The sequence below is a fragment of the Nonomuraea sp. NPDC003707 genome, from assembly GCF_053587055.1.
The window spans coordinates 1-26,021 of the sequence record NZ_JBSFNK010000048.1 but is presented as its reverse complement, the minus strand read 5'-3'; the positions used below and the strand labels follow the sequence as shown (position 1 = coordinate 26,021).

Sequence of the window (26,021 nt, the reverse complement as noted above, 5' to 3'; positions counted from 1 at the left end):
ACGTCGAAAAGTGCCCACTAATGCCAGCAAAGAGCGGTTCGCTACGGCGTGTCGCGGACGTCCGCACGAACTCTTTGCCGACGACCGCCGACGATCTCAGTAGCCGCTCCCCTAGCCCAGGGGGCCGAACTTCACGTCCTTCTGCCGCCCCAGCACCTGGTCCTGCGAGCCGTACGCGGTGACCGTGACCGGCGGGGAGTCCAGCAGCGTCATCGACCCGTCCTCGGGATCCCGCGCCAGCTTCCCCGGCACCCGGGCGATGAAGAAGCCGCCGGCCAGCCGCGCGTCGGTGCGCCGCCCGTCCGCCCAGTCGATCTCCACCCGGCGCACGCCCGAGGTGACCCGGCCGACGACGACCCGGTACATGTCGTCGTGCTGGACCCGCTGCGGCCCCGTCGCGTACGAATGCGTGTGCGAGGTGTACGCGTCCACCTGGAGATCTCCTTGGAAGCCGGTCAGGTCCCCGGGCGGCTTGAACCCCCAGTACGTGAAGACCGCCCTCTCTGCCATGTCCTTCTGCGTGGTCGGGGTGCACAGGACGAAGCCGGCGAGGCTGCCGACCAGGGCGGTCATGCCCTTCTTGTCCCGGTATTCGGCCAGCACCCGGAAGTCCTCCACCGAGCCCTGCTCGGGAAGGCGCAGGTTGCCGTCCATGTTGTGGACGGGGCCGCCCTTGGGCATGCACTCGCGTACGACCTGCAACTGCTCAGGAGTGTTCTGCGGCAGCCGGGCGACCTCCGCCGCGGTGTCCGGGCCGGAATCGCCGGAGGGAAGCACGACGATCACCGCCGTGACCAGGGAGGCGGCCGCCGCGAGCCCGGCGAGCGACCACGCCGCGCGCCGGCGCCGCAGCGCGCCGGTCCGCGCCCGCCGGGCGTGCGCGAGGGCGTCCACGGGCCTGGCCTCGGCGGCCATCCGCCGGAACTCCGCGGCGATCCGCTGTTCGTCGATGGTCATCTCAGGCCTCCAGGGTGACGTTCTCGCCGACCAGCTCGCGCAGCCGGGCGACGGCTTGGTGGGTCTGGCTGCGCACGGTCCCCACCGAGCAGCGCATGATCTTGGCGACCTCGGACTCCGGCAGGTCCTCGTAGTAGCGCAGCACCAGGACGGCCCTCTTGCGCGGCGGCAGGGCGCGCAGCGCCTGATCCAGGCTGAGGCGGGTGTCGACCTCGCCGGTCCGGTCGCCCGTGGCCCGGTCGGGAGGCGCCTCGACCACCCGTTCGCGGCCCCAGCGCGGACTTCGCCACCGTCCGACCTGTTCGTGGTACATGACGCGGCGCACGTACGCCTCCGGGTTGTCCCGGATCCGCCGCCAGTGTCCGGCGGTCTTCGCCAGGGCCGTCTGCAGCAGGTCCTCGGCCGCGTGCTGGTCGTTGGTCAGCACGTACGCGAGCCTGATCAGGCTGTCCGAGCGCGTGGCGACGAACTCGGTGAAATCTCGCTGCTGGTCGGGGTGCAAAAGGGCTCTCCTCTGGTCTCACCCGTCCAGATGGAGCCGGACCCGCGGATCTATGGCGTCAGGGCTTATTACGGGGCTTATTACGGGCGGCGGCGGTTCCAGGAATCGGTGATGTGCTTGCGCATCGCGGCCGCCGCCCCCTCCTGGTCGCCGGCCGCGATCGCGTCCTTGATGGCCTGGTGCTCGGCCAGCGTCTGGCGCATCACGGCCTCGTTGTACTCGCCGTGGTAGAGCATGCTCGTCCGGGCCTTGTCGTGGATGCTGTTGACGATGGCCCGCCCCAGCCGGTTGCGTGACGCGGCCATGATCATGTCGTGGAAGCGCACGTCGGCGGCGGCGAAGTCGGGCGTGGAGGCGAGGTTGGCGCGCATGACCGCCAGCTCGGCCCCGATGCGCTCCTCGTCGTCGGGGGTGCGCGCCAGGGCGGCGGCCGCGGCCATCTCCGCCTCCAGCGCGGTGCGCACGGACACCAGCTCGTCCAGGAACGTCACGTTCTCGTCGTGCGCGATGACGGCGGTGAGCACGACGTCGTCGAGCAGGTTCCACTGCCGGGGGTCGGTGACCTGGGTGCCGCGGCCGTGCTCGATCCTGACCAGGCCCTTCTCCTGGATCACCTTGACCGACTCGCGGATCACCGTCCGGCTGACCCCGAACTCCTCGCAGAGGTCGGCCTCGGGCGGGAGCGCCGTGCCGGGCGGCAGCGCCCCGCGCACGATGTCGTCGACCAGCTGCTCGACCACGGTGGTGCCCAGCTTGGCCCCGCGGACCCGGCGCGGTGGCCGCTTGCCGGCCCGCTCGGGCGGCTGCGGATCCCGCGTCGAATCCCACGGCCCCGTAGTCGCGTGCTGAGTCAACGCATCCTCCCGTCCGCCTGAACGCCCTTCAGTGTAGGGCATTGTGAATACGTCACACGTATGATGTCATATCCCGAAACACGGCGTTTACGTACCTCAAGCCGCCTTGTCCGAAGGAAGCCCCATGAGACGACGCACCCACCTGGCGGTCACCGCGGCAGCGGCCCTGCTCGCCGTCGCGGCCTGCGCTCCCCCGAACGCCCCGACCCAGGCGAAGCCGACCGGCTCCGCCGGATCGCAGTACGGCTTCGCCCCCGCCGAGCAGAAGGCCGGCAAGCTCCTGGTGTGGGTGGACTCCACCCGGCTCGACGCCGCGAAGGCGTACCAGAAGGCACACCCCGACGTGCAGCTGGACATCGTCACCTACGACGGCAACGCCAACGGCTCCAACACGCTCAAGACCAAGGTGCAGCTGTTCGACCGGGCCGGCGAGGGCTGGCCGGACGTCGTGTTCACCACGGACAACAACACCGCCTCCTGGGCCTCGCAGGGCGACAACGCGTTCGTCGCCCCGCTCAACAAGGGCCTGCTCGACGACGCCACGCTGAGCGGCTTCGCCAAGGGCGCGCTCGACGTGTGCACCGTGGACGGCACGGTCTACTGCCTGCGCAACGACCTGGCCCAGGTGGTGCTCTGGTACAACAAGAAGCTGCTCGACAAGTTCGGCTACACGTTGCCCACCACCTGGGAGGAGTACCAGGCGCTGGGCGAGAAGGTGGCCGCCGAGCACCCCGGTTACATCATCGGCACGGCCGGTGACGCGTGGGCCCCGGAGATCTACATGTGGGGCGGCGAGTGCCCGGCCAACCAGGTCACCGGGCCCAAGGCCATCACCGTCAAGGCGACCGACCCCAAGTGCGTGCGCACCGCGAAGATGATGGACAAGCTCGTCGCGAACAAGACCATGTCGATGCTGTCCCTGTTCGGCCCCGAGTTCGCCAAGAGCCAGGGCGACAAGGTGCTCATGCTGCCCGGCCCGGCGTGGTACGGCGGCGCGGTCTTCCAGGGCACGCTCAAGACCCCGAAGGGCGAGCTGGCCGTGGGTGACGCCCTGCGCTGGTCCGACCAGAGCACTCCGGTGACCGGCAACGTCGGCGGCGGCACCTGGTGGCTGTCGCGGCACAGCGCGCGCCTCGACGCGGCCAAGGACTTCATCGGCTGGGTCGCGACGGCCGACGCGTACCAGGTCGAGCTCTCCCCCGGCTATCCCGCGTACGCGCCCGCCGCGACCAAGTGGATCAAGAAGCAGCAGGACAGCGGCTACTACGCCGGCGACCTCGCCGGCCCGATCTCGGCCGCGGCCGGGCAGGTGTGGCCCGGCTGGGGCTCCCCCGAGTTCAGCCAGGAGGCGGTCTGGGCCAAGACCGTCATTCCCGGGCAGACCGCGGGCAAGACGGTCGAGTCGCTGCTGCCGGAGTGGCAGACGGCCATCGAGCAGCAGGCCCAGGTCTTCGGCTACCAGGTCACCAAGTGACCGGATCGAGACTGCGGCTCTCCGCCGGGCACGTCTTCGTCTCCGGGTACGTGGTGCTGCTGGTCGCGTTCGGCATCGTGCCCACGGTGTACGCGCTCAATCTGGCCTTCACCGATGCCCGCGGCGTCTTCACCGGTTTCGCCAACTTCGTCAGGACCGCGCAGGACTTCCGGTTCCTGGCCGCCGTCGAGCACGTGGCGACCTACCTCGTGCTCTGGCTGGTCACCCTGACCGTGCTGGTCCTGCTGCTCGCGCTGCTGGTCCACCGGCTCACCGCGGGCTGGTCGCGGGCCGCGCTGCGGTTCGTCTACTACGTCCCCGGCGCGCTGGCGGGCGCGTCGAGCGTGCTGCTCTGGCTGTTCATGCTGGACCCGTCCGTGAGCCCGGTGGACGACCTCGTCCGCGCGCTCTGGGGCGAGACCTTCGTGCAGGTGATCTCGCCGGGTCACCTGCCGTGGATCTTCACCCTGATCGCGTTCTGGACCGGCGCGGGCGGCTGGATCGTGGTCATGTACGGCGCGCTGAACACGATCCCCCACCAGCTCATGGAGGCCGCCCGGGTGGACGGCGCCGGGCCGGTGAAGATCGCGCTGCGGGTGCAGCTGCCGATGCTGCGCAAGTGGATCGTCTACATGCTGATCCTGTCCCTGGCGGCGGGCACGCAGCTCTTCGTCGAGCCGCAGCTCATCTCCCAGGCCAGCTTCGGCGTCGTGGGCAACGACTACTCGATCAACCAGCTCGCGTACCTGTACGCCTTCAACCAGAACGACTTCAACGGCTCCGCGGCGATCGCCGTCGACCTGCTCATCGTGGCGCTGTGCTGCGCCGGGCTGTTCGTCGCGCGGGGAGGTCTCTTTGACACGGACTGACCCCGCGCGGGCTGTCGCGAAAGTGCTCGTCATCGCGTTCCTGCTGGTATTCGCGGTGTTCTTCGTCCTCCCCATGCTGTGGCTGGTGCTCGCCTCGACCAAGAGCCCGGCCGACCTGATCCACGGGAACCCGCTGTCGCCGGGCTCGCTCGGCTCGCTCGTCACCAACTGGCAGCACCTCATGTCCTTCCAGGACGGCGCCGTGCTGACCTGGATGGGCAACTCCGTCACGTACGCGGCGTTCTCCGTGGCGCTGACCCTGCTGGTCAGCATCCCCGCCGGCTACGCGATGGCGCTCATGAGCTTCACCGGCCGGCGCCTGCTGCTGATCGTCACGCTGGTCGTGATGCTGATGCCGGGGACCGCGCTGGTGCTGCCGATCTTCCTGGAGCTCAGCTACGTCGGCCTGGTCAACCAGGCGGCCTCGGTCGTGCTGCCGATGTCGTTCTTCCCGTTCGGCGTCTACCTGACGTACATCTACTTCTCCACCAGCGTCCCCGGCGAGCTGCTCGACGCGGCGCGGCTGGACGGGTGCGGGGAGAGCGCGACGTTCCTGCGGGTGGCGCTGCCGCTGGCCAAGCCGGTGGTCGCGCTGGTCGCCTTCTTCAGCTTCGTGACGAACTGGAACAACTTCTTCCTGCCGTACGTGATGCTGCCGGACAGCGACAACTACCCCATGCAGGTCGGGCTCACGCAGATGCTGGCCGCGACCCCCACGTTCAACCCCGTCGTCGGCGCCAACGCCGAGGTGCAGCCGCCCGAGCTCGTCCTGGCGACCCTGCTGTCCATCGCTCCCGTGCTGCTGGTGTTCCTCTTCTCCCAGCGCTTCCTGGTCGCCGGGCTGACCGCCGGCGCGACCAAGGGATGACCGCCTCTCCTAGGAGTTACATGACCGTCGTGAAAGCCAGCGTCCCCGTCCTCGACCCCCCGGCGTGGGCGCTGGCCCAGCGTGCCCTGCTCGACCTGCTGGACAGCGGGTGGCGGCTGTTCTCCGACCGCTACACCAGGCCGGACGGCTCGCTGCGGTACTCCGGCCGGCTGTCCTCCCGCGACGGCGCGGACGACTTCTTCGAGCCGTTCTTCAACTGGCCGCAGCTCTACCTGCTGGGCGGCGCGGACGACCTGCTCGACGGCAGCGCCCGGCACTGGCACGGCGTCGTCGGGCAGATGACCGAGCTGGGCATGTTCGCCGACGAGTTCGAGATCGGCTACGACTGGTTCCACCAGGGCGAGAGCCTGCTGTTCACGTACTTCCTGACCGCCGCCGACCCGGCGGCCTGGGCCGGGCGGGCGGCCAGGTTCGCCGACCTCTACCTCGACCCGGCCAAGGGCAACTACGACCCGGCGCACCGCATCATCAAGGCCCCGCACAACGGCAGCCGGGGGGCGCGGGAAGGGGTGTCCGGCTCGCCCGCGTACCCGTGGACCGCGGCGGAGGCGGCGCAGTACGGCTACCCGCTGGACTGGCTCGTCCCCGACGGCGAGCCCGTGCCGCCGCTCGCCGACGACCCCCGCCTGGGCGCCGAGATGCAGCGCCGCCTCGGCCGGGGCGACGCGGTCGGCAACCTCAGCGTGGCCGGCCTGGTCTGCAACGCCTACCTCGTCTCGGGAGACGAGCGCTACGCCGCCTGGCTGCGCGAGTACGTCGGAGCCTGGCGGCGCCGGGCCGAGGAGAACGGCGGCGTCGTCCCCGACAACGTCGGCCTCGACGGCGTGGTCGGCAGCCTGCTGGACGGGCGCTGGTACGGCGGCCACTACGGCTGGACCTGGCCGCACGGCATGTACAGCATCGGCCAGGCGACGGCCGTCGGCGCCCTCAGCGCCGCCCTGGCCACCCGCGACGACGGCTACCTGGACCTCATCAGGTCGCTGCTGGACGCGGTCATCGCCAGGGGCGTGAAGCTGCCGTTCAGCCAGAGCGACTCGGCCAACCAGGGCCGCTGGCGCGCCCACCTCGGCTCCGACGTGGACGTGCCGACGCTGCTGGTCCCCTACCGGCACAGCGACAAGGGCTGGTTCGACTACAACCCGGTCCAGACCTCGGTGCCGCTCGCGCTCTGGCACCACACCGGCGCCCCGGAGGACCGCGCCCGCCTGGACGCGCTGCGCGCCGCGACCGGCTATGACTGGGCCACGGTGCGGCCGTTCCGCGACAAGGAGGAGGCCGGGCACGAGGAGCCCTGGTACGCGTACCTGTGCGGCGACAACCCCGGCTATCCCGAGCGGATCCTCGCCGCCGCGCACGCCCAGGCCCGCCGCCGCATCGCCCTGCTGCTCGACAACGCCGACCGCGACCTGCCCGAGTCGGACATCCACCTCTGGCAGAACGTCAACCCCGTGGTGACCGAGGCCCTCACGCAGCTCATGTGGGGCGGGCCGCAGGTCATCTACAACGGGGGCCTGCAGCAGGCCAGGGTCCGCTACTTCGACGCCGTGCGCCGCCGTCCCGGCGTGCCCGAGCAGGTGGCGGCGCTGGTCAGCTCGATCGAGCCCGAGGCCACGGTGGTCACGCTCGTCAACCTCTCCGCCACCGCCGACCGAGTGCTGGTCGTGCAGGCGGGGGCGTTCGGGGAGCACGAGATCGCCGGCGTCGCGGCCACGGCCGCCGAGCCGGGCTGGACCGGCCACGACACCGAGTACGTCCACCACGAGCCGGTGCGGTCGGTCACCGAGACCCCGGTGAACGGCCCGCACCTGACGGTGGAGCTGCCCGCCGGCACCACCGTCACCCTCACCCTGCGCCTGCGCCTCCACGCCTACCAGCCGTCCTACCGGCAACCCTGGGACTGACGCCCGCTCCCCGCCCCCTCCTCCGATGGGCCCCTCAGTACGGAGGGTCGCACGGGTGCGGCGGGTCGGGGAACGGGGGCGCTACCGGTGCAGCAACCGCGCGGGCACCGCGTCCGCGAGCGCCTTGTAGCCCGTCGGGTTCAGGTGCAGATGGTCGCCCACGTCGAAGGTCGCGAGCATCCGCCGGGGATCGGCCGGGTCCCGCAGCGCCCGGTCGAAGTCGATCACCGCGTCGAACGCGCCACTCGCGCGGATCCAGTCGTTGACCGTCTGCCGGGCCGCCTCGCGGTAGCCCTGGGCGTCGTCGTAGAAGCTGCCGCCGAAGGGTGTGATCGTGGCCCCGTACACCCGGATGTCCTGCGCGTGAGCGCGCGCGACGATCTGGTCGTAGGCGGCGATCAGCTCGTCGGCGATCCTCTTCTGGGCCTCCTGGGTGGCGTCCGCGGTGCCGATGTCGTTGACACCCTCGAAGAGGATCAGCCACTTCACGCCGCTCTGCGCGAGCACGTCGCGGTCGAGGCGGGCCAGGACGTTGGGGCCCAGCCCGTCGTTGAGCACGCGGTTGCCGCCCGCCGCCTGGTTGGCGAAGGCGACGCCCGCGGTGCGGCGGTCGGCCTGCAGGCGGTCGAAGAGCTGGTCGGGCCAGCGGTTGTTCCGGTTGGTGGTGGAGCCCCTGCCGTCGGTCAGCGAGTCGCCGACCAGGGCCAGCGTCGCCGTGGCGGGCTTGGCCCAGACCTCGAGGCCGCTCAGGAAGTACCAGTGGTCGACGGGGGTGGCGCCGGTGAGGTCCGCCGCGTCGGCCTGATTGCCCCTGGCGAGGTAGGAGGTGGTCCGGGAGCCGGGGTGCGAGGTGACGGCGGTGGAGGCCTGGCCGTCGGCCAGGTAGAGGGTCACGGTCAGTACGGTGCCCGCGGCCAGCGTGAGGTCGAGCGGGTCGGACACGACCTGCGCCCCGACCGGAACGACCGCTGATGGCCGGCCGAAGAACGTCACCGGGCGGACGCTCTCCGGCCGGATCGCGCTCACCCCGGCCTTCCCGCCGCCCGGGAGCGCCACGGTGACGCGGGTGACAGGCAGCGGCGCGCCGCCGAACGCGTTGGACAGGCGCAGCCGGAACCGCTGCCCGCCGACCGACACCCGCAGGGTCTGCCGTAGGGTGCTGTCGGCCAGGACCAGGTTCTCCTGCGTGTACGGCGCGGGCGGCAGGTTGCCCGGCTCGGTGAGCTGCGGCATCGCCGTCCACGTGGTGACCCAGTGCCCACCGGGCGACGCCGCCCCGTCGGCCACCCCGGCAGTGCCCATGGCGAGTCCCAGAACCGCGACGACGGCCAACTTCAGCGCCCTACCCATAGATCTGGCCTCCCGAAAATTTCGGGCAGAAATCGAACATTTCGGTAGGGAAGGTATGACACGCCGCCCTCGCGGTCAATGCCGGGGGCGGAACATCCTGCGCGACCGGCCGATCCGCGCCTTCCGGGCCGCGCGCAGATAAACTACAGGTCCCGAAGTTTACTTACCCTTGCCTAGCGAACTACGAAAAATATAGTACGCTTCGAGCATGGAACTAGGTATCGCCCTGCCCACGTCGGGCCCGCTGGCCGGCCCGGAGAACATCGCCCGCGTCGCACGCGAGGCCGAACGACTCGGGTACGACTCGGTGTGGACCTACGAGAGGCTGCTGCGGCCCGTCGCGCCCGTCTCGATGGGCGGCGGGGAGCCGCAGCCCGTGCCCGAGGTCTACCGGCAGACCTACGAGCCGCTGGAGACGCTGAGCTACGTGGCCGCGCTCACCTCACGCGTCAAGCTCGGCACCAGCATCATCGACGCCCTGCTGCACCCGGCCGCCGTCCTGGCCAAGCGCTTCGCCACCCTTGACCGGTTCAGCGGCGGGCGGGTCGTCGCCGGGCTGGGCCAGGGGTGGATGCCGCAGGAGTTCGAGGCGGCCGGGGTGCCGATGAGCCGGATCGGGCCCGGCATGGACGAGGTCGTCGCCGCCATGCGGGCCTGCTGGGGGCCGGACCCCGTCTCGTACGACGGCAAGTTCACCCGGATCGCCGAGTCGGAGATCAACCCCAAGCCGGTGCAGGCGCGGGTGCCGATCCTGCTGGGCGCGATGACGCCGGGCGGGGTGCGGCGGGCGGCCCGCATCGCCGACGGGCTCAATCCGGTGGCCGTCTCGCGTGACGCGCTGCTCGGCCTCGGCAGGGCCTTCCGGGCGGCGGTCGAGGAGTTCGGCCGCGACCCGGAGTCGGTCACCGTGGTCGCCAGGGCCAACGTGCCGATCACCGCCGAGCCGATGGGTGACGACCGGCCGTTCCTGGGCGGCTCGCCGCGCCAGATCGCCGACGACCTGGCCGGGCTCGAAGGCACCGGCGTGGACCACGTCCTGTTCGCCACGTCCGGCCGCAGCCCCGAGAGCGAGCCGGGCATCGACGAGACACTTGGCCTCTACGCCGAGCTCATCGACCTCGCCCGGCGCTGAAGCCCGCCGATCAGGGGGCGCACTGCTCGTGGATGTTGTTGCGGGCGGCCCAGGCGTGCAGCTCCTGGAAGGCGCCGCGCAGGTCCTCGCCGATGGGGGTGAGCCGGTAGAGGACCGCCGTGGCGGGGCCGTCGGCCAGCTGGCGCTCGACGAGGTTCGCCGCCATCAGCTCCCGCAGGCGATCCGACAGGATGCCGTCGGTGATCCCGGAGATCGACTTGGCCAGCTCGCCGAAGCGCGCGGGCCGCTGCATCAGCGCGACGAGGATCATGCCGTTCCAGCGCTTGCCGAGCACCTTGAACACATCGACGAACTGCACGTCGCACGAGATGCCATGCGGGCTCCCGTCCGTCGCGACGGTCTCGGAGACGTGTTCAGCCATGGTGACCAGCCTACCTCCCGGTACCACCCGGAACCGGGCGTGCTATTGATTCCATAGCACACTAGCTCATTGCGAGCCTAGCCCCGTGACCTGCCCTCTCACGCGCCGCCGCCGCCGAACAGCACCCAGCCGAACACGTACATGACCGACCCGAGCACGGCCAGCGCCGCCCACAGCAGCGCGGACATCAGGCCCCTCAGGTACGGGTTGCCGCGCGGCGCCGTCCGGCCGTCGGCGATCTCGGCCCAGCGGGATTCGATCAGCACGGCCACCCGCTCGGCGCGCGCGTCCCCGTCCGTGGTGAGGATGAAAGTCTCGCCTGGCATCTGCGGCCCCTCCCGGGAGAAGGCGGATGAGCACCCCGCCGCCCGGCGGGGGTCCGGATGCCCTGCTGGGCGTCCACGGGGCAACGTTAGGCAGACGCACTTGTCGCGGACTTCGCGACTTCTTGGACGCGAGCCGAGCCGCGCCCAACCCGCGGCCAAGTCACGGACAAGCGCGCCGCCCAGCCTTGCCCGGTGGCCGGCCCTGGACGGCGGTCAGCGTGGGTCGGATCGCAGGGCGCCGAGGAGGCCGCAGACCGCCGTGACGAGGTCGTCGCCCAGCCGCCGCCAGGCCGTCGCGGCGGACGCGGCGGTGGCGTGACCGGTGGCCAGATCTCGTCCCAATGCGGTGGTGTCGCCTGCGGCCAGGTCGCGTTCCAGTTCGGCGCACATGTGCACGATGAGCACGCGGGTCATGGCCTCCCGCCGTGCGGCCCGGCCTGGATCGGGCTCGCCCGGCTCCCGCGTGGCGTCGTACAGGCGACGCAGGGACGGCCGCTCCAGGTGGACGCTGACGGCGTACTCGCGCAGCGCGGGCTCGACGACGACCTGGGCGAGGAAGCGGCCGTACCAGGAGGGGACGCCCAGGTCGACGTGGCGTTCGATGTGGGGCAGGACGACGCAGCGGATCCGGTCGCGCGGCGACATCTCACCGGGATCGCCGAGCCGGCTCATCATCGCCTGCCGGTGCACCTCCATGGCCTCGGCGTGCTCGGCCAGGATGGCCTTGACGAGTTCGTCACGGGAGGTGAAGTGATACTGCACCGCGGACTTGTTGCGCTGCCCGGCGGCTTCGCCGATCTGCCGGATCGACACCCCGGCGAAGCCTTCGGTGGCGTACAGGCGTTCCGCCGCACGCATGATCGCGCTCCTGGCGGTCACCGCGCGCGCGGACGCCTGAACGGTCATCGCGAGCTCACCATGTGACCCACACGTCCTGGAGCCCGCCCGACAGCAGTCCGGTGCGCAGCTTCAGCTCGTCGGCGCTGTCGCGCAGGCGCAGGGTGGGCAGCCTGCGGGCGAGCGTGCCGAGCACGACCTGCAGCTCCAGCCTGGCCAGCGGCTGGCCGAGGCAGTAGTGCGGGCCCGCGCCGAACGTCAGGTGCTGGTTGGCGTTGTCCCTGCGCGGGTCGAACGCGTCCGGATCGGCGAACTTGCGCGGGTCCCGGTTGGCCGCGGGCCGGCACGGGATGACGGTGCTGCCCACGGGCACCGCGGTGCCGGCGAACTCGGAGTCCTGGGTGGCGACCCTGGGGAAGCCGACCACGCTCAGCGTGCTGTCCAGCCGCAGCACCTCCTCGACGGTGCCGGGGATCAGCTCCGGGTCGTCGACGACCGCCTGGTAGCGCTCCGGCTCAGCGAGCAGCATCGCGGCCATGATGGCGATCATGTTGGACGTGGTCTCGTGCCCGGCCAGCAGCAGCGCCATCACGGTGGTGATCAGCTCTTCGTGGCTGAGCCGGCCGTCCTCGCTGTCGGAGATCTGGGTCAGCTCGCTGAGCAGGTCGTCGCCGGGGTCCGTCCGCTTCTCCTCGACGAGGGCGGAGGTGTACGCGCCGAACTCCTCGTACGTCTTCAGCACCTCCTCCTGCGTGTAGCGCGTCAGCGTCAGCATGACCTGGGACCAGTGCGCGAACTTGTCCTGGTCCTCGCTGGGGGCGCCGACGAGGGCGCAGATGACCCGCACCGGCAGCGGCAGGCCCAGCTGGACCGACAGGTTGGCGGGCGAGCCGGACTTGAGCAGGTCGTCGATGAGCTCGTCGGTCATCTGCTGCACCCGGGGGCGCCAGGACTCCATCTTGCGGATGGTGAAGGACTTGCTGAGCAGCCGCCGCCACCGCAGGTGGTCCTCGCCCTCCCGCATGCGGGTGGTGCTACTGCGGGAGAAGATCCCGCCGTCGTCCGTCGTGGACACCCGCGCCGCGCCCTCGCCTCCGCGCTGGAAGCTGGTGTCGGTGAGCAGCGCGCGGACGTCGTCGTAGCGGGTCAGCAGCGTGGCGGCGTCGCCGCTGGGCAGCCGCACGTGGGCCACGGGGCAGCGGTCCTGCAGCTCGGCCCACTCCTTCGGCGGCTCCAGTGCCGTCGTGCGCGGGAAGGGGTAATCGGGCATGGTTTCGGTCATGACGCCCCCATTGTCGTTGACGAGTCGCCCTCAACCCTAAGGCGACTGCCTTAATAAGGGAAGCACCTTAAACCCCTGTCCCACCGCACGAGGTTGCCGTCCTTCCGGGGGGAGATAAGGGGCCGCCGCACAGGGTTGCCGTCCCTCGGGAGGAGGGAGCCGCCACACCGGGTTGGCGTCCCTCGGGGGCTCGCCGCACGAGGTTGGCGTCCCTCGGGAGGAGAGGACCCCGTACGGCGTTGCCGTCCTCCGGGGAGCGGAGGCAGCCCGCCTCCGCCGCCCATCACGCCCCAAGCCGCTCCTCCCGAAGGGTGGGCGGGCCGGTTAGTGGTCGGCGGGCCGGTAGTCGAACCAGTCGAAGCTCGCGCTCCCCTCCGTCGCGTACATCCCGATCACCCGCCCCGTGAACCCGGTGGCCACCTCGGTGGACAGGTAGCGCCCGTCCAGCTCGGCCAGGAGTGTGCCGTCCGCCGAGAAGGCGATGGTGTCCGGCCCTCGGCCGTCCACCCCCACCGGCTCGCCGGCCGGTGAGATGACGGACGGCGGCAGGATGTCGCGGGTGCGGATGTCGAGGGCGAGCGTGAGCGGCCCAGGCGGCACCGGACGCTCGGCCAGGCACTGCCGGAGCGGGCCGATGCGCGCGACCACCCGCACCAGCCCCCCTTGGACCTCCAGGTCGTAGTGGTGGGCCTCGTCCATCCGGACCGACACCCCGGCCGTGCCCTCACCCGGCTCCAGCAGGGCGGTGACGCGGCAGTCGTGGTGCTGCTGGCGGCGGCCGATGAAGGTGTGGCCGGGGCGGTCGAGGGTCGGGCCGGTGGCGTGCAGGGTCAGCCGGCCGGGCCGCTCGGTCAGCGACCAGGAGCCGTCCGGGCGGCCGCGCGGCGAGATCCAGCAGGGCCGTAGCGAGGGCTCGTCGAAGTCGTCGCGGGAGGCCTCGGGCGGGAGCGGGTGCCAGGCGGCGGGCGCCGGGTGGCGTTCCTCGACGGGGCCCACGACCGGCCAGCCGTCCTCCCACCGTACGGGCGTGAGGAACGTCTCCCGCCCGAGCACCTGGTACTCGGGGGTGTAGCCGCGCGGGCGGGTGCCGAGCAGGACCATCCACCAGGTCCCGTCGGCGGCCTGCACGAGGTCGGCGTGGCCGGTGCTCTGGACGGGCCGGTCGGTGCCGCGGTGCGTCAGGATCGGGTTGACCGGGCCGGGCTCGAACGGGCCGCGCGGCGAGCGGGCGCGGGCGATCGAGACGGCGTGGCCGCGCTCGGTGCCGCCTTCGGACATGAGCAGGTACCACCAGCCGTCCACCTGGTAGAGGTGCGGCGCTTCCGGATATTTCCCACCCGTGCCGGACCAGACCTGGTACGGCCCCTCCAGCATCTTGCCCTCGGCCGGATCGACGCGCGCCACCTGCGTGCCGGAGAAGGCGCACCAGCAGGAGCCGTCCTCGTCCCAGGTCAGGTCGGGGTCGATGCCGGGCAGGTCGATCCAGACCGGCTCGGACCAGGGGCCTTCGGGGCGTTCGGCGGTGACGATGAAGTTGCCGCCGGCCCTCACGTTGGTGGTGATCACATAGAAGCGCCCGTCGTGGTGACGGATGGTGGGCGCGTAGATGCCGCCGGAGGCGGGCACGTCCGCCGGCAGGCTCAGCTGCGAGGGCCGGTCGAGGACGTTGCCGATCTGGCGCCAGTGCACGAGGTCGCGACTGTGGAAGATCGGCACGCCCGGGAAATACTCGAAGCTGGAGCACACCAGGTAGTAGTCCTCGCCGACCCGGCACACGCTGGGGTCCGGGTGGAACCCGGCGACGACGGGGTTGCCGTACGTGCGCATGTTCAGCCCTCCTTCCCGGGATCGACGACCAGCCGGATGGACGCGCTCAGCGGCAGGTCGGCGGCCGACGGCCCGGAGGACAGCACGATCTCCCCCGGTTCGACGAGCCGCCGCCCGCCGAGCCCGGTGAACGAGAACGCCTCGGCGGGCACCTCCAAGACCACCTCGCGGCTCTCCCCCGCGTCCAGGGGCACGCGGGCGAAGCCGACCAGCCACTGGACGGGCCGGGCGACCTGGGCCACCGGGTCGGTGGCGTAGACCTGCACGACCTCCTCGGCGCGCCGGTCACCGTCGTTGCGCACGGTCACCCGCACGTCGACCACGCCGTCCGTGCCGTATTCCGCCCTCGACGTCCGCATGGCCTCGTACGTGATCGCCGCGTACGACAGCCCGTGCCCGAAGGGGAAGGCCGGGGTCGGGTCGAGCACCGTGATGCCCTCCGCCTTCTGCCCCAGGGGCGGCTGGAGGTAGGTGGACGGGTTCACGAACGGCGAGTACGGGATCTGCACGGGCAGCCGCCCGGACGGGTTCACCCGGCCGCTGAGCACGCCGGCGACCGCGGCCGCACCCTCGACCCCGGGGAAGAACGCCTGGACCGCGGCGGCCACCCGGTCCTGGTAGGCGCCGAGCGCGTAAGGCCGCCCCGACACCACGACCAGCACGGTCGGCGTGCCGGTCGCGAGCACCGCCTCGACCAGGTCGGCCTGGCGGCCGGGCAACCGCAGGTCGGCCGCGTCGCAGCCCTCGCCCGACGTGCCGCCGCCGAACATCCCGGCCCGGTCGCCGACGAACAGCAGCACCAGGTCGGCCTGGGCGGCGACCTCGGCGGCCTCGGGGATCCCCGACGCGTCGTCGCCCGACACCTCGGCTCCGAGGCAGTGGCGCACGTCGGCGTGGGGGAACTCGGCCGTCAGGCCCTCCAGGATCGAGGCGACCGGCAGGCCCATGCCGCTCTCGGGGAAGCGGTCGAGCACGTGGTTGGGGAAGGAGTAGCAGCCCATGAGGGTACGCGGGTCGTCGGCGCACGGCCCGATGACCGCCAGCCGCCGGGTCGCGAGCGGGTCGACGGGCAGGGCCCGGCCGGGGTTGGACAGCAGCACGATGGAACGTTCCGCCACCTCGGCGGCCAGCTCCCGGTTGCGCGCGCTGTCCAGGTCCACGTCCTCGGCGCCGTCCGGGACGAGCGGGCCGCCGTCCAGCAGGCCGAGGTCGACCTTCTGCCGGAGCACGCGGCGTACCGACTCATCCACGAGCGCCTCGTCGACGTGGCCCGCCTTCACCTGCTCGACCAGGTTGCGGCCGTACCCGCGGGTGTCGGGGAGCTCCACGTCGATCCCGGCCGACAGCGCGATCGCGCCCGCCGCCGCGACGTCCTCGGCCACCCGGTGCATGGACGCGAGGAACGGGACGGACCAGTAGTCCGACACCACCGTCCCCTCGAACCCCCACTCGTCCCGCAGCAGCCGCCGCATCAGGTCCGCGCTGGCGGCGGCCGGGACGCCGTCGAGGTCGGTGTAGGAGTTCATCACCGAACGCGCGCCGCCCTCGCGCAGCGCCATCGCGAACGGCGGGAGGATCACGTCGGCGAGCTCGCGCGGCCCGATGCTGACGGGTGCGTGGTTGCGGGCCGCGCGCGAGGCCGCGTAGCCGGCGAAGTGCTTCAGGGTGGCGATGATCCCGGCGTTTTCCAGCCCGCGCACGTAGGCCGCGCCGATCTTGCCCACCAGGTACGGGTCCTCGCCCAGCGTCTCCTCGACCCGCCCCCAGCGATAGTCGCGTACGACGTCCAGCACCGGCGACAGGCCCTGGTGCACGCCCGCGGCCCGCAGATCGGCGCCGATCGCCGCCGCCATGCGCTCGACCAGACCGGGGTCGAACGTCGCCGCCCAGGCCAGCGGCGTCGGGTACGCGGTCGCCCCGAACGTCGCGAACCCGGTCAGGCACTCCTCATGGGCGATCGCGGGCACGCCGAGCCGGTTCGAGGCCACCACGCGCTCCTGCAGCTCCCGCAGCCGGGCCGCACCTTCGGCCGCGGACAGCGGCGCGGTGCCGTACACGCGGGTGAGATGCCCGACCCCGTCGGCCAGCCGCTCCTCCAGGCCCTCCACCGCGGCGAAGCGGTCCTGCAGGGGCGCCACGTTGCCGGGGTCGTCGGTCTGGATCCACACGGAGCCGAGCTGCGCGACCTTCTCCTCCAGCGTCATCTCGGCCAGCAGGGCCTCGACGCGTTCGGCGGACGGGCGGCCGCGGTCACGCCACGGCTCATTCACGAATGTCATGACTTCCTTAATGTGAGTTCTCAGCCCTTGAAGGCGCCGTCCATGATCCCCGCCACCATCCGCCTGCCGACGAACACGAAGAGCACCAGCAGCGGCAGGGTGGCCAGGAAAGAGCCCGACATGGCCAGGCCGAGGTCGACGTCGAGGCTGTTCTGCAGCGCCTTGATGGCGATCTGCGCGGTGTACATCTCGGGCGACTTCAGCACGATGAACGGCCACAGGAAGTCGTTCCACGAGGTGACGAAGCCGAGCAGCCCGAGCACGAACGCGGCCGGCCGCACCAGCGGGAACGCGATGCGCCAGAAGATCTGCCAGGTGTTCGCCCCGTCGATGCGGGCCGCCTGCAGGATCTCGTCGCTGATCGTCGTGGACAGGTGCTGGCGCATCCAGAAGATGCCGAACGCGCTGGCCAGGCCGGGCACGATGAGGGCCTGCAACGTGTCCACCCAGTCCAGGGCGGAGATGATCATGTACTGCGGGATGACCGCGAGCTGCGTGGGCACGGTCATGGTGAGCACGACGATCAGGAAGAGCACGTTGCGGCCGGGGAAGCGCAGCTTGGCGAAGGCGAACCCAGCCAGGGAGCAGAGCACCGCGTGCCCGACGCCGATCGTCCCGGCCACGATCAGGCTGTTGACGATCGAGCGTACGAACGGCACGGTCGTGAACACCAGCTCGGCCAGGTGGAAGAAGTTGCCGCCCGGCGCGATCTCCGGCGGCAGCTGGGTGGCGGTCGCCGTGTCGGTCGTGGCCACCACGAACATCCAGTACAGCGGGAAGATGCAGGCGAACGCGGCCAGCCCCAGCAGGAGGTAGGTCCACCAGCGGACCCGATTGCTCTTGGTGGCGGTCATCATCGCTCCGGGCGGATGCGGGTGGACAGGAGGTAGTTGACCGTCGCGGCGACGATGACGAGGACGAACAGGGCCACGCCGATGGCCGCGCCGTAGCCGAACTGGAACTGGCCGAAGCCCTGCTCGTACAGGAAGAGCGTCAGCGTCTGGCACTGCCGGACCGGGCCGCACGTCAGCGGCGCGGCCCGCGAGATCAGCAGCGGCTCGGTGAAGATCTGCAGCCCGCCGATCGTCGAGGTCACGACCGTGAACACGATGACCGGCCGCAGCGACGGGATCGAGATGTGCCGGAACTGCTTCCACCCACCGGCGCCGTCCACCGCGGCCGCCTCGTAGATCGCGCGCGGGATCGCCTGCAGGGAGGCCAGGTAGAGCAGGGTCGTGTAGCCGAACCAGCGCCAGGTCACCATCACGGCGATCAGCAGGTGGCTCCCCCAGACCGACTGCTTGAAGTCGATGGGCTCCACGCCGACGAACCCGAGCAGCCAGTTGAGCAGGCCGTAGTCGCGGTCGAACATCTGGGCGAAGACGATCGTGGTGGCCGCCACCGAGGTGATGTACGGCACCAGCATCGACATCCGGAAGAAGACCGCCAGCCGCAGCCGCGCGTGGTTGAGCAGGTGGGCCAGGAGCAGCGCCAGGACCAGCTGCGGGACGGTGGACAGCACCCAGATGCTGATCGTGTTCTTGAGCGCGTTCCAGAACCGGGCGTCGGCGAGCAGGCGGCTGAAGTTGTCGAAGCCGATGAAGACGTGATCGCCGATGGGGTTCCAGTCGAACAGCGCCACGTAGAACGTGAACAGCAGCGGAACCAGGCCGAAGACCGCGAAGATCAGGAAGAAGGGGGCGATGTAGAAGTACGGGGCGATGCGCTCGCCGATACTCTGCCGCACCCGAGTCGTGAGCGCGGGCGGCGTCTCCACCGCCCGCGACGTGCTGAGGCTCGTCGTCACGCTGGTCCTACTTGCCGATGGCCGTCTTGACGTTGGCCAGCGCCGAGTCCCACGCCTTGGCGGGGTCGCCCTTGCCCTGCTCGACGTTCGTGATCGCGTTCTGCAGCTCCTGGCCGATGGCGGAGCTGTCCGGGCCGATGTAGAACGGCTTGAGCCCGAGCAGCGAGTTCGTGTAGATCGTGCCGATCGACGCGCCGGAGAAGAACTCGTCCTTCAGCCCGGTGAGCTGGGCGTCCTTGTAGACCGACGGAGTCGTGGGCAGCGAGCCGGAGTCGACGAAGTGCGTCAGCTGGCCCTGCGGCGACTGGGTCTTGGTGATGTACTCCCAGGCCGCCTTGGCGTTCTTGGCGCCCTTGGGGATCGCCAGGTAGCTGCCGCCCCAGTTGCCCGCCCCGCCGGGGATGGTGGCGACGTCCCACTTGCCCTTGGTGTCGGGGGCGTTCCTGCGGATCGCGCCCAGCATCCACGACGGCGCGGAGATCACCGCGAACTGGCCCTTGCCCATGCCCGCGCTCCAACCCTCGGAGAACGAGCTCTGCTTGGCCGTGATCCCGGCCTGCGCGGCCTTGAGCGCCACGTCGAAGGCCGCCTTGACCTGCGGGCTGGTGCTGTAGACGACGTTGCCCGAGGGGTCGTAGTACTTCTGCGGCCCCTGGTTGACCGCCTGGTAGAACACGCTGGTGGCCGCGTTGTCCACGAACGCCTTGCCGGTCTTGGCGGTGTACTTCTTGCCGGTCTCGATGAAGGCGTCCCAGGTGGGCCAGAGCTTGCCCACCTCCTCGCGGTCGGTCGGCAGCCCGGCCTCCTTGAACAGGTCGGCCCGGTAGGCGACGGCCATGCCGCCCACGTCCGTCGGGATGCCGATGATCTCGCCGGCCTTGGCGGTGCTCGCGCTCATCACCCAGTCGAGGTAGTCGCCCTTGACCTTGTCGGCGCCGAGCTGGCGCAGGTCGTAGAAGTTCTGGGGCTGCTGGACGAACTTGGGCAGGTCGTCGCCCTGGATGAGGACGAGGTCGGGCACCTTGCCGCCGGCCAGCGCCGTGGTGAGCGCCTGCGCCGTCTCGACCGAGCTGCCCACCTCGGTGAGCTTGATCTGCACGCCCGGGTTCTGCTTCAGGTAGTCGTCGACGGAGGCCTTCTGGTTGATCCCGGAGAACGACCAGAACTCGAACGACTTGCTGTCGCCGCCCGACGGCTGGGACGGGGTGCCGCCACCACCGCCTCCGCAGGCGGCCGTGGACAGGGCGAGGGCCGCGGCGAGCACGACCGGGGTTACGTTGCGGAACTTCACGTCGGTCTCTTTCGGTGGGTCCGGCGCTCAGGGGCGGAGCGCTGTGGCGAGGACGTAGTGGGCGGGCGCGGCGGGTGCTGCCGTCACCCCGCGTTCGGAGACAGGTCGGTGCATGCCGCGCTCCTTCGAATGGGGGGTCCGCCAGCGCGTCGGAAAGTTTCGGTCGAATGTCCGATCGTTAAGCCCGGACTCTAGGTCGAATTCCCGAAACCCGTCAAGAACCTCCTCGTAAGATCGCCGAAACAATCGGTCCCAGATTCCGAAACCATCCCGTTAGACTGCGGCCATGACCGCCACCGAGGAGCCGTCCGCCACGCCCCAGCCGCTGACCATCACGCAGCTCGCCGAGCTGGCCGGCGTGTCCACCGCGACCGTCTCCAAGGTGGTCAACGGCCGTTCCGAGGTCGCCCCCGAGACCCGCGCCCTCGTCGAGGGCCTCATCCGCCGCCACGGCTACCGCCGGCAGCGCCGGCGGGTCAACGCGTCAGCCCTGGTGGAGGTGGTGTTCCACGCTCTGGGCGGCGACTATCCGATCGAGATGATCAAGGGGGTCGACCAGGTCGCCCGCGAGCATCACCTGGCCGTGGTGATCTCCGACATGCAGCAGCGCTCCGGCCCCGGGCACGGCTGGATCGAAGGCGTGCTGAGCCGCCGCCCGGCGGGCGTGATCGCGGTGTTCTCCGGCCTGACCGAGGAGCAGCGCGACCAGCTCGTCACCCGCGACATCCCCATCGTGCTGCTCGACCCGTCGGGCGACCCCGGGCCCGGCGTCCCCTCGGTCGGCGCGGGCAACTGGAGCGGCGGCCTGTCGGCCACCCGCCACCTGATCGACCTCGGCCATCGCCGCATCGCCGTCATCACCGGCCCCGACTGGGCCCTGTCCAGCCGGGCCCGCCTCGACGGCTACCGCACCGCGCTCGACCTGGCCGGGGTGCCCGTCGACCCCGAGCTGATCGGCTCGGGCGACTTCATCATCGAGGGCGGCCTGGCCCAGGCCCACCGGCTGCTGCGCCTGCCCGACCCGCCGACCGCGATCTTCGCCTGCAACGACGGGGAGGCCGTCGGCGTCTATCGCGCCGCCTACGAGCTGGGCCTGCGCATCCCCGGTGACCTGAGCGTCGTCGGCTTCGACGACCTGCCCTCGGTGGAGTGGGCGGTCCCGCCGCTGACCACGGTCCGCCAGCCGCTCACCGAGATGGCCGCCACGGCCACCGCCATGCTCATGAAGCTCGCGCAGGGCGAGCCGCTGGCGCAGACCCGGGTCGAGCTGGGCACCGAACTGATCGTCCGCGCCAGCACCGCGCCGCCGTCACGCTGACCGAAACTTTCTGGATTCTTGCCGTACGTATCGGGCGCTACGCGACCGTCTGGAAGGACCGCTTGGAGAATCCGATCATGTAGCCGTCGATGACCGTCGTCACCGGCCGGTCCACCCGGCCGCCCGCCCCCAGCGTGACGAACAGCGGAATGTAGTGGTCGACGGTCGGATGCGCGTACGGCATGCCGGGCGCGCGGGTCCGGAACGCCGCCAGCTCCCCCACGTCTCCCCTGGCCAGGGCGTCGGCCGCCCAGGCGTCGAAGTCGGAGGACCAGGCGGGGACGACACCACGGTGGAGCATCTCCGAGGTGACGAAGGGGAGCCCATGCGTCATGAACCCCGAGCCGATCACCAGCACGCCTTCCTCCCGCAGCGGGGCCAGCCGCGCCCCGAGCTCCAGCAGCCGGTCGGGGTCGTGGGTCGGCAGGCTGAGCTGCAGCACCGGGATGTCGCCCAGCGGGTACATGGCCATCAGCGGCACCCACGCCCCGTGGTCGAGGCCGCGGCTGGGGTGCTGGTGGACCGGCTCGCTGTCGGGCATCATCGCGGCCACCCGCCGGGCGAGCGCGCCGGCGTCGGGGGTGTCGTACGTCATCGCGTAGTAGCGCGGGTGGAAGCCGCCGAAGTCGTAGACCAGCGGGGTGCCGGCGGCAGGCGCGGACAGGGCCAGCGGCGCGGCCTCCCAGTGGGCGGAGACGATGAGGATGCTCCTGGGCTTGGGCAGCGACTGCGCCCAGGCGAACAGCTCGCCGATCCAGGGCCCGTCGTCGAAGAGCGGGGGCGCTCCGTGGCTGAGGTAGAGAGCGGGGAGCGGGCCGTCGGCGGGCGTCCAGGGGCGCTGGGCCCGCGCCCGGGGCAGCGCGCCGGGCAGGAACGCGTCGTAGGCCCCGGCGGGGATGTCCGGGTTGAGGATGGATGTCATGAGGGCTCCCGGTTGGGGATGGGGTCGGGGTCGGGCTCCGGGCGCGCGGTGGCCGGGTGCCGGTCGAGGCAGCCGTCGCCGGGGTCGATGGCGTGGGTGATGCGGCGGCCGATTTCGCGCAGTTGCCGGATCTGCGCCTTGGTGAGGGGGTCGAAGACCAAGCCGCGTACGGCCTCGACGTGCCCGGGGGCGGTCTCGACGACCTTCTCCCAGCCCTCCCCGGTGAGGATGGCCAGGGTGTAGCGGCCGTCGTCCGGGTCCGGCGTGCGGCGCACCCAGCCGCGTTTCTCCAGCCGGTTGACGACATGGGACAGGCGGGACAGCGACCCCTCCGAGATCATCGCCAGGTCGCTCATGCGCATGGTGCGTTCGGGGGTCATCGACAGCCCCGCCAGCACCTGATACTCGAAGTGGCTGATCCCGGCGTCGCGCAGCAGTTGCCCGTCCAGCGCGGCCGGCAGCTTGATCAGCACGGTGACCAGAGCCAGCCAGCTCTCCATCTCCTCGGCGGTCAGCCAGCGCGGCTCCTGAGGGTGCTCCATGTTCTCCACTCTAACTTGATGAATCAAGTGATCACGCGTCCACTCACGCTTGACGCTTCAAGTGCGACGTGCGTATCTTCCGGTTGAAGCTTTAAGTCATCTCGCCATCGATCGGACTCCCGATGAACGTCGTTTTGTGGATCATCGCCGGCCTCCTCGCCCTGGCCTTCCTCGGGGCCGGGCTGATGAAGCTGTCCCAGCCGAAGGAGAAGCTGGCCACCTCCGGCCTGGCCTGGACGGAGGACTTCTCCGCCGGCGCCGTCAAGGGCATCGGCGCCCTGGAGGTGCTGGCCGGCATCGGGCTCATCCTGCCCGCGGCGCTGGGCATCGTCCCGGTGCTGACGCCGCTGGCCGCCGCCGGCCTGGTCATCGTCATGATCGGGGCCGCGGTCGTACACGTCCGCCGCAAGGAATACCAGGGGATCGCCATCAACGCGGTGCTCCTCCTGCTGGCCGCCGTCGTGGCCTGGGGCCGCTTCGGCCCGTACTCCTTCTGACCTGACGCCCGCGCGTCAGGCGGGCGGGGCGGTGGAGCGGCGGGTCACCAGGGTGGGCGTGACGGAGAAGCGCACCGCCGTCGTGCGACCCTCGATCCGCTCCAGCAGCAGCCGCCCCGCCGTCTTGCCCATGATGATCCCGTCCTGGTCCACGCTGGTCAGCGAGATGTGGGAAAGGGCCGCCGCGCGGGCGTTGTCGTAACCGACCACGGAGACGTCGCCGGGGACGGCCAGCCCGGCCTCGTGAATGGCCGCGAGCGCGCCGAAGGCCGCCTGGTCGGCGCCGGCGAAGATCGCCGTGGGCCGGGGCGTGCGGGCCAGCAGCTCGCACGTCCCCTGGTGGCCGCCCTCCTCGGTGTAGGCGGTGGCGGCGAGAGCGATGTGCTCGGCCAGGCCGTGCTCGGCCATCACCCGCTCGTACGTCCTGGCCCTGATGGTGTGCAGCAGCGTCACCGAGCGGACTGCTCCGACGTCCTTCTGCGTGATGTGCGCGATGCGGCGGTGCCCGAGCGCGATGAGATGCTCGACGGCCAGCTCGGCCCCCGCCTCGTCGTCGTCGAGCACGGAGTCGTAGACCGCCGAACGGTCGTGGCGGCCGAGCACGACGGTGGGCGTGTTCCTGGCCATCTCTTCGAGGCGGGCCCTGGCGATGACGGCGGCGACGACGAGGATCCCGTCCACCTGCCGGTCCACCAGCGCGTCGATGGCGCGGACCTCGGCCTCGGCGTCCCTGCCGCTGCCCTGGACGATGATGGCCTGGTAGCCGGCGCCCGCGATCTGCTCGTCGAAGCCGTCGAGGATGTCGGCGAAGAACGGGTTCCTGATGTGCGGCAGCACCACGCCGAACGTGAACGTGCGCCCCCGCATCGCCCGGGCCGCGGCCTGCGGCCGGTAGCCGAGCTCGTCGATGGCGGCCTGCACTTTGACGCGCATCGCCTCGCTGACCCCGTAGGCATTGCGCAGCACCTTCGACACGGCGGTGGTGGAGACCCGGGCGTGGCTCGCCACATCGGTGATCGTCACCCGTCGCCGCCCGTCGCGCGTGACCATGTGACGCACCCCGTTCGACTCGACGCGACCCGATTGTACGAGCTCCAGGCCGGTGCCGCGATGAATAACGTTACCCATTCAAGAGATCGGATATCCAAGAGTCCACCCACTCCACGTGGATCACGATTGGGGACCGTTCCTCAAATCGAGCCTTGACCGCCAGGCCCTGTAACGCTTACGTTAACTCGCATCGGGGGGCGTTAAAACGATTCAACGGACCCGGAGGGGCGTTGTGAAGACCTCTCACCGCGCGCTGGGAGCGGCTCTGGCCGTTCTCACGATGACGGCCCTGACCTCCTGCGGCTCAAGCTCGGGCGCCGAGCCGGCAGCCGACGGCACGGTCACCCTGAAATACCTCGTGGACAACGGCCAGGGCTCGGTCGACACGGCCAAGGCCATGACGGAAGCCTTCATGAAGGCCAATCCCAAGATCAAGATTGAGATGGAGACGCGACCGCCCGGCAGCGAGGGCGACAACATCGTCAAGACCAGGCTCTCGACGGGCGACATGACGGATGTGTTCGCGTACAACTCCGGGTCGCTGCTGCAAGCGCTCAACCCGTCGCAGACCCTGGTCGACCTGGCCGGCGACCCGGCGATCCAGAACGTCCAGAAGGACTTCCTGCCGGTGGTGAGCCAAGGCGACCACGTGTTCGGCGTGCCCTCCGGCACCGCCCTGGGCGGCGGCATCCTCTACAACCGCAAGGTCTACGAGAAGCTCGGCCTGCAGGTCCCGAAGACCTGGGACGAGTTCATGGCCAACAACGAGAAGATCAAGGCGGCCGGGATCGCGCCGGTGATCTCGACGTTCAAGGACACCTGGACCTCACAGCTGTTCGTGCTCGGCGACTTCTACAACGTGCAGGCCGCGGTCCCGAACTTCGCCGCCGACTACACCGCGGGCAAGGCCAAGTTCGCCACCACGCCGGCGGCGCTGGCCGGGTTCCAGCACCTGGCCGACGTCAAGGCCAAGGGCTACCTCAGCGAGGGCTTCGGCTCGGCGACCGCCGACCAGGGCATGAAGATGCTGGTCGAGGGCAAGGGCGCGCACTACCCGATGCTCAGCGCCCAGGTGCCGCCGCTGGTGGACACGATGCCGCAGGCGGCCACCGACGTCGGCTTCTTCGGCGTCCCCGGCACCGACCCGGCCAAGAACGGCGCCACCCTCTGGGAGCCGGGCGGCGTCTACATCCCCAAGACCACCAAGAACCTGGACGCGGCCAAGAAGTTCCTGGCCTTCGTCGCCTCGCCGGCCGCGACCGAAGCGGTCAGCAAGGTCGTGCAGCCCTCGGGGCCGTACCGCATCACGGGCGCCAAGCTGCCGGACGACGCCGTGCAGGTGGCCAAGGACCTGCAGGCGTACATCGACAAGAGCGCCACCGCGCCCGCGCTGGAGTTCCTGTCCCCGGTCAAGGGTCCGTCTCTGGAGCAGATCACCGTCGCGGTCGGCTCGGGGCTGACGCCGGCCGCCGAGGGGGCGGCCCAGTACGACAAGGATGTCGAGAAGCAGGCCAAGCAGTTGGGGCTCGCGGGGTGGTGACCAGGCAGGACGCCGGGCCCCGCTCGGGGCCCGGCCCGGCACTCGCGCGGCCGCCCGCCGGCCCGGCCAAGCGCAAGTCGGCCTACCCGTACGCGCTCTACCTGCCGGCCGCCGTCGTCTACCTGGTGATCTTCCTGGTGCCGACGGTGATGGCCTTCTACTTCGCGCTGACCCGCTGGACCCTGTTCGACAG

At 70.8% G+C, this 26,021-nt stretch carries 25 protein-coding genes; 9 read left to right on the top strand and 16 right to left on the bottom strand.

Features of this window, described 5'->3' with window-relative positions; all coding sequences use genetic code 11:
• Positions 1 to 111: 111 nt before the first annotated feature.
• The 3 genes from ACWDRB_RS59255 to ACWDRB_RS59245 all read right to left on the bottom strand — a co-directional run bounded on the left by ACWDRB_RS59255 (position 112) and on the right by ACWDRB_RS59245 (position 2,313).
• Positions 112 to 957 (bottom strand): hypothetical protein, encoded by an 846-nt coding sequence (locus ACWDRB_RS59255; protein ID WP_449910383.1) that lies wholly within the window; start codon positions 955 to 957, stop codon positions 112 to 114.
• A gap of 1 nt (position 958) precedes the next feature.
• Positions 959 to 1,459, bottom strand: a complete 501-nt coding sequence (locus ACWDRB_RS59250; protein ID WP_355211169.1) for a SigE family RNA polymerase sigma factor — start codon at positions 1,457 to 1,459, stop codon at positions 959 to 961.
• Positions 1,460 to 1,539: 80 nt separating this feature from the next.
• Complete coding sequence (locus ACWDRB_RS59245; protein ID WP_449910381.1) at positions 1,540 to 2,313, bottom strand: FadR/GntR family transcriptional regulator; 774 nt, start codon at positions 2,311 to 2,313, stop codon at positions 1,540 to 1,542.
• A 124-nt stretch (positions 2,314 to 2,437) separates the two neighbouring features.
• On the opposite strand from ACWDRB_RS59245, the gene ACWDRB_RS59240 reads away from it, so the two are divergent.
• The 4 genes from ACWDRB_RS59240 to ACWDRB_RS59225 are packed head-to-tail and all read left to right on the top strand — an operon-like array spanning position 2,438 to position 7,446.
• Entirely contained in the window at positions 2,438 to 3,787 is a 1,350-nt protein-coding gene (locus ACWDRB_RS59240) for an ABC transporter substrate-binding protein (RefSeq protein WP_363982234.1), read from the top strand.
• The gene (locus ACWDRB_RS59235; RefSeq protein WP_350740925.1) at positions 3,784 to 4,656 is read left to right on the top strand and encodes a carbohydrate ABC transporter permease; all 873 of its coding nucleotides are present in this window, start codon (positions 3,784 to 3,786) and stop codon (positions 4,654 to 4,656) included. Before ACWDRB_RS59240 ends, ACWDRB_RS59235 begins: the two co-directional genes overlap by 4 nt.
• On the top strand, positions 4,643 to 5,524 hold the full coding sequence (locus tag ACWDRB_RS59230) for a carbohydrate ABC transporter permease (RefSeq protein ID WP_350740923.1): 882 nt from the start codon (positions 4,643 to 4,645) through the stop codon (positions 5,522 to 5,524). Before ACWDRB_RS59235 ends, ACWDRB_RS59230 begins: the two co-directional genes overlap by 14 nt.
• 20 nt (positions 5,525 to 5,544) lie before the next feature.
• The gene (locus tag ACWDRB_RS59225) at positions 5,545 to 7,446 is read left to right on the top strand and encodes a hypothetical protein (protein ID WP_449910377.1); all 1,902 of its coding nucleotides are present in this window, start codon (positions 5,545 to 5,547) and stop codon (positions 7,444 to 7,446) included.
• Between the two features lie 81 nt (positions 7,447 to 7,527).
• Here the strand turns inward: ACWDRB_RS59225 and ACWDRB_RS59220 are convergent, their stop codons facing one another.
• The gene (locus tag ACWDRB_RS59220; protein ID WP_449910375.1) at positions 7,528 to 8,796 is read right to left on the bottom strand and encodes an SGNH/GDSL hydrolase family protein; all 1,269 of its coding nucleotides are present in this window, start codon (positions 8,794 to 8,796) and stop codon (positions 7,528 to 7,530) included.
• 208 nt (positions 8,797 to 9,004) lie between these two features.
• On the opposite strand from ACWDRB_RS59220, the gene ACWDRB_RS59215 reads away from it, so the two are divergent.
• Entirely contained in the window at positions 9,005 to 9,928 is a 924-nt protein-coding gene (locus ACWDRB_RS59215; protein ID WP_449910373.1) for a TIGR03619 family F420-dependent LLM class oxidoreductase, read from the top strand.
• Between the two features lie 10 nt (positions 9,929 to 9,938).
• On the opposite strand, the gene ACWDRB_RS59210 is transcribed toward ACWDRB_RS59215, so the two are convergent.
• The 9 genes from ACWDRB_RS59210 to ACWDRB_RS59170 form a co-directional block, all read right to left on the bottom strand.
• Positions 9,939 to 10,310 (bottom strand): winged helix-turn-helix transcriptional regulator, encoded by a 372-nt coding sequence (locus ACWDRB_RS59210; protein ID WP_449910371.1) that lies wholly within the window; start codon positions 10,308 to 10,310, stop codon positions 9,939 to 9,941.
• 98 nt (positions 10,311 to 10,408) lie between these two features.
• Positions 10,409 to 10,636 carry a hypothetical protein gene (locus ACWDRB_RS59205; protein WP_449910369.1) on the bottom strand — a complete coding sequence of 76 codons (228 nt, stop codon included), beginning with the start codon at positions 10,634 to 10,636 and terminating at the stop codon, positions 10,409 to 10,411.
• A gap of 213 nt (positions 10,637 to 10,849) precedes the next feature.
• Entirely contained in the window at positions 10,850 to 11,542 is a 693-nt protein-coding gene (locus tag ACWDRB_RS59200) for a TetR/AcrR family transcriptional regulator (RefSeq protein ID WP_449910367.1), read from the bottom strand.
• A gap of 7 nt (positions 11,543 to 11,549) precedes the next feature.
• Positions 11,550 to 12,755, bottom strand: coding sequence for a cytochrome P450 (locus ACWDRB_RS59195; RefSeq protein WP_350740909.1), 1,206 nt, complete (start codon positions 12,753 to 12,755; stop codon positions 11,550 to 11,552).
• Between the two features lie 324 nt (positions 12,756 to 13,079).
• On the bottom strand, positions 13,080 to 14,582 hold the full coding sequence (locus tag ACWDRB_RS59190) for a glycoside hydrolase family 43 protein (RefSeq protein WP_449910364.1): 1,503 nt from the start codon (positions 14,580 to 14,582) through the stop codon (positions 13,080 to 13,082).
• A 2-nt stretch (positions 14,583 to 14,584) separates the two neighbouring features.
• Complete coding sequence (locus ACWDRB_RS59185; RefSeq protein ID WP_449910362.1) at positions 14,585 to 16,861, bottom strand: glycoside hydrolase family 3 N-terminal domain-containing protein; 2,277 nt, start codon at positions 16,859 to 16,861, stop codon at positions 14,585 to 14,587.
• A 20-nt stretch (positions 16,862 to 16,881) separates the two neighbouring features.
• Positions 16,882 to 17,718, bottom strand: coding sequence for a carbohydrate ABC transporter permease (locus ACWDRB_RS59180; RefSeq protein ID WP_449910360.1), 837 nt, complete (start codon positions 17,716 to 17,718; stop codon positions 16,882 to 16,884).
• Positions 17,715 to 18,668: a carbohydrate ABC transporter permease gene (locus ACWDRB_RS59175; RefSeq protein ID WP_449910358.1), complete on the bottom strand. Its 954-nt coding sequence runs from the start codon at positions 18,666 to 18,668 to the stop codon at positions 17,715 to 17,717. Before ACWDRB_RS59175 ends, ACWDRB_RS59180 begins: the two co-directional genes overlap by 4 nt.
• Before the next feature lie 7 nt (positions 18,669 to 18,675).
• Positions 18,676 to 19,959, bottom strand: a complete 1,284-nt coding sequence (locus ACWDRB_RS59170) for an ABC transporter substrate-binding protein (protein WP_449910355.1) — start codon at positions 19,957 to 19,959, stop codon at positions 18,676 to 18,678.
• 286 nt (positions 19,960 to 20,245) lie between these two features.
• Between ACWDRB_RS59170 and ACWDRB_RS59165 the strand changes: the two genes are divergently transcribed.
• Positions 20,246 to 21,277: a LacI family DNA-binding transcriptional regulator gene (locus tag ACWDRB_RS59165; protein ID WP_449910353.1), complete on the top strand. Its 1,032-nt coding sequence runs from the start codon at positions 20,246 to 20,248 to the stop codon at positions 21,275 to 21,277.
• 37 nt (positions 21,278 to 21,314) lie between these two features.
• Here ACWDRB_RS59165 and ACWDRB_RS59160 read toward each other — a convergent pair whose 3' ends face one another.
• Positions 21,315 to 22,199, bottom strand: coding sequence for a dioxygenase family protein (locus tag ACWDRB_RS59160; RefSeq protein ID WP_449910351.1), 885 nt, complete (start codon positions 22,197 to 22,199; stop codon positions 21,315 to 21,317).
• The gene (locus ACWDRB_RS59155) at positions 22,196 to 22,741 is read right to left on the bottom strand and encodes a MarR family winged helix-turn-helix transcriptional regulator (protein WP_449910349.1); all 546 of its coding nucleotides are present in this window, start codon (positions 22,739 to 22,741) and stop codon (positions 22,196 to 22,198) included. Before ACWDRB_RS59155 ends, ACWDRB_RS59160 begins: the two co-directional genes overlap by 4 nt.
• A gap of 122 nt (positions 22,742 to 22,863) precedes the next feature.
• Between ACWDRB_RS59155 and ACWDRB_RS59150 the strand changes: the two genes are divergently transcribed.
• On the top strand, positions 22,864 to 23,238 hold the full coding sequence (locus tag ACWDRB_RS59150; protein ID WP_350740892.1) for a DoxX family protein: 375 nt from the start codon (positions 22,864 to 22,866) through the stop codon (positions 23,236 to 23,238).
• A gap of 15 nt (positions 23,239 to 23,253) precedes the next feature.
• Here ACWDRB_RS59150 and ACWDRB_RS59145 read toward each other — a convergent pair whose 3' ends face one another.
• Entirely contained in the window at positions 23,254 to 24,288 is a 1,035-nt protein-coding gene (locus ACWDRB_RS59145) for a LacI family DNA-binding transcriptional regulator (RefSeq protein ID WP_364257079.1), read from the bottom strand.
• Positions 24,289 to 24,520: 232 nt separating this feature from the next.
• Here ACWDRB_RS59145 and ACWDRB_RS59140 point away from each other — a divergent pair, with 232 nt between their 5' ends.
• Positions 24,521 to 25,828 (top strand): ABC transporter substrate-binding protein, encoded by a 1,308-nt coding sequence (locus tag ACWDRB_RS59140; RefSeq protein ID WP_449910346.1) that lies wholly within the window; start codon positions 24,521 to 24,523, stop codon positions 25,826 to 25,828.
• The coding region (locus ACWDRB_RS59135) for a hypothetical protein (RefSeq protein WP_449910344.1) at positions 25,825 to 26,021 on the top strand (197 nt) is incomplete at its 3' end. The genes ACWDRB_RS59140 and ACWDRB_RS59135, both read left to right, overlap by 4 nt.

What these genes read in the sequence shown, in the direction of transcription:
- ACWDRB_RS59255 (WP_449910383.1), bottom strand. Translation starts at nt 957, where the DNA reads ATGACCATCGACGAACAGCGGATCGCCGCGGAGTTCCGGCGGATGGCC.
- ACWDRB_RS59240 (WP_363982234.1), top strand. Translation starts at nt 2,438, where the DNA reads ATGAGACGACGCACCCACCTGGCGGTCACCGCGGCAGCGGCCCTGCTC.
- ACWDRB_RS59225 (WP_449910377.1), top strand. Translation starts at nt 5,545, where the DNA reads ATGACCGTCGTGAAAGCCAGCGTCCCCGTCCTCGACCCCCCGGCGTGG.
- ACWDRB_RS59220 (WP_449910375.1), bottom strand. Translation starts at nt 8,796, where the DNA reads ATGGGTAGGGCGCTGAAGTTGGCCGTCGTCGCGGTTCTGGGACTCGCC.
- ACWDRB_RS59215 (WP_449910373.1), top strand. Translation starts at nt 9,005, where the DNA reads ATGGAACTAGGTATCGCCCTGCCCACGTCGGGCCCGCTGGCCGGCCCG.
- ACWDRB_RS59210 (WP_449910371.1), bottom strand. Translation starts at nt 10,310, where the DNA reads ATGGCTGAACACGTCTCCGAGACCGTCGCGACGGACGGGAGCCCGCAT.
- ACWDRB_RS59205 (WP_449910369.1), bottom strand. Translation starts at nt 10,636, where the DNA reads ATGCCAGGCGAGACTTTCATCCTCACCACGGACGGGGACGCGCGCGCC.
- ACWDRB_RS59200 (WP_449910367.1), bottom strand. Translation starts at nt 11,542, where the DNA reads ATGACCGTTCAGGCGTCCGCGCGCGCGGTGACCGCCAGGAGCGCGATC.
- ACWDRB_RS59195 (WP_350740909.1), bottom strand. Translation starts at nt 12,755, where the DNA reads ATGACCGAAACCATGCCCGATTACCCCTTCCCGCGCACGACGGCACTG.
- ACWDRB_RS59190 (WP_449910364.1), bottom strand. Translation starts at nt 14,582, where the DNA reads ATGCGCACGTACGGCAACCCCGTCGTCGCCGGGTTCCACCCGGACCCC.
- ACWDRB_RS59185 (WP_449910362.1), bottom strand. Translation starts at nt 16,861, where the DNA reads ATGACATTCGTGAATGAGCCGTGGCGTGACCGCGGCCGCCCGTCCGCC.
- ACWDRB_RS59180 (WP_449910360.1), bottom strand. Translation starts at nt 17,718, where the DNA reads ATGATGACCGCCACCAAGAGCAATCGGGTCCGCTGGTGGACCTACCTC.
- ACWDRB_RS59165 (WP_449910353.1), top strand. Translation starts at nt 20,246, where the DNA reads ATGACCGCCACCGAGGAGCCGTCCGCCACGCCCCAGCCGCTGACCATC.
- ACWDRB_RS59160 (WP_449910351.1), bottom strand. Translation starts at nt 22,199, where the DNA reads ATGACATCCATCCTCAACCCGGACATCCCCGCCGGGGCCTACGACGCG.
- ACWDRB_RS59155 (WP_449910349.1), bottom strand. Translation starts at nt 22,741, where the DNA reads ATGGAGCACCCTCAGGAGCCGCGCTGGCTGACCGCCGAGGAGATGGAG.
- ACWDRB_RS59150 (WP_350740892.1), top strand. Translation starts at nt 22,864, where the DNA reads ATGAACGTCGTTTTGTGGATCATCGCCGGCCTCCTCGCCCTGGCCTTC.
- ACWDRB_RS59145 (WP_364257079.1), bottom strand. Translation starts at nt 24,288, where the DNA reads ATGGTCACGCGCGACGGGCGGCGACGGGTGACGATCACCGATGTGGCG.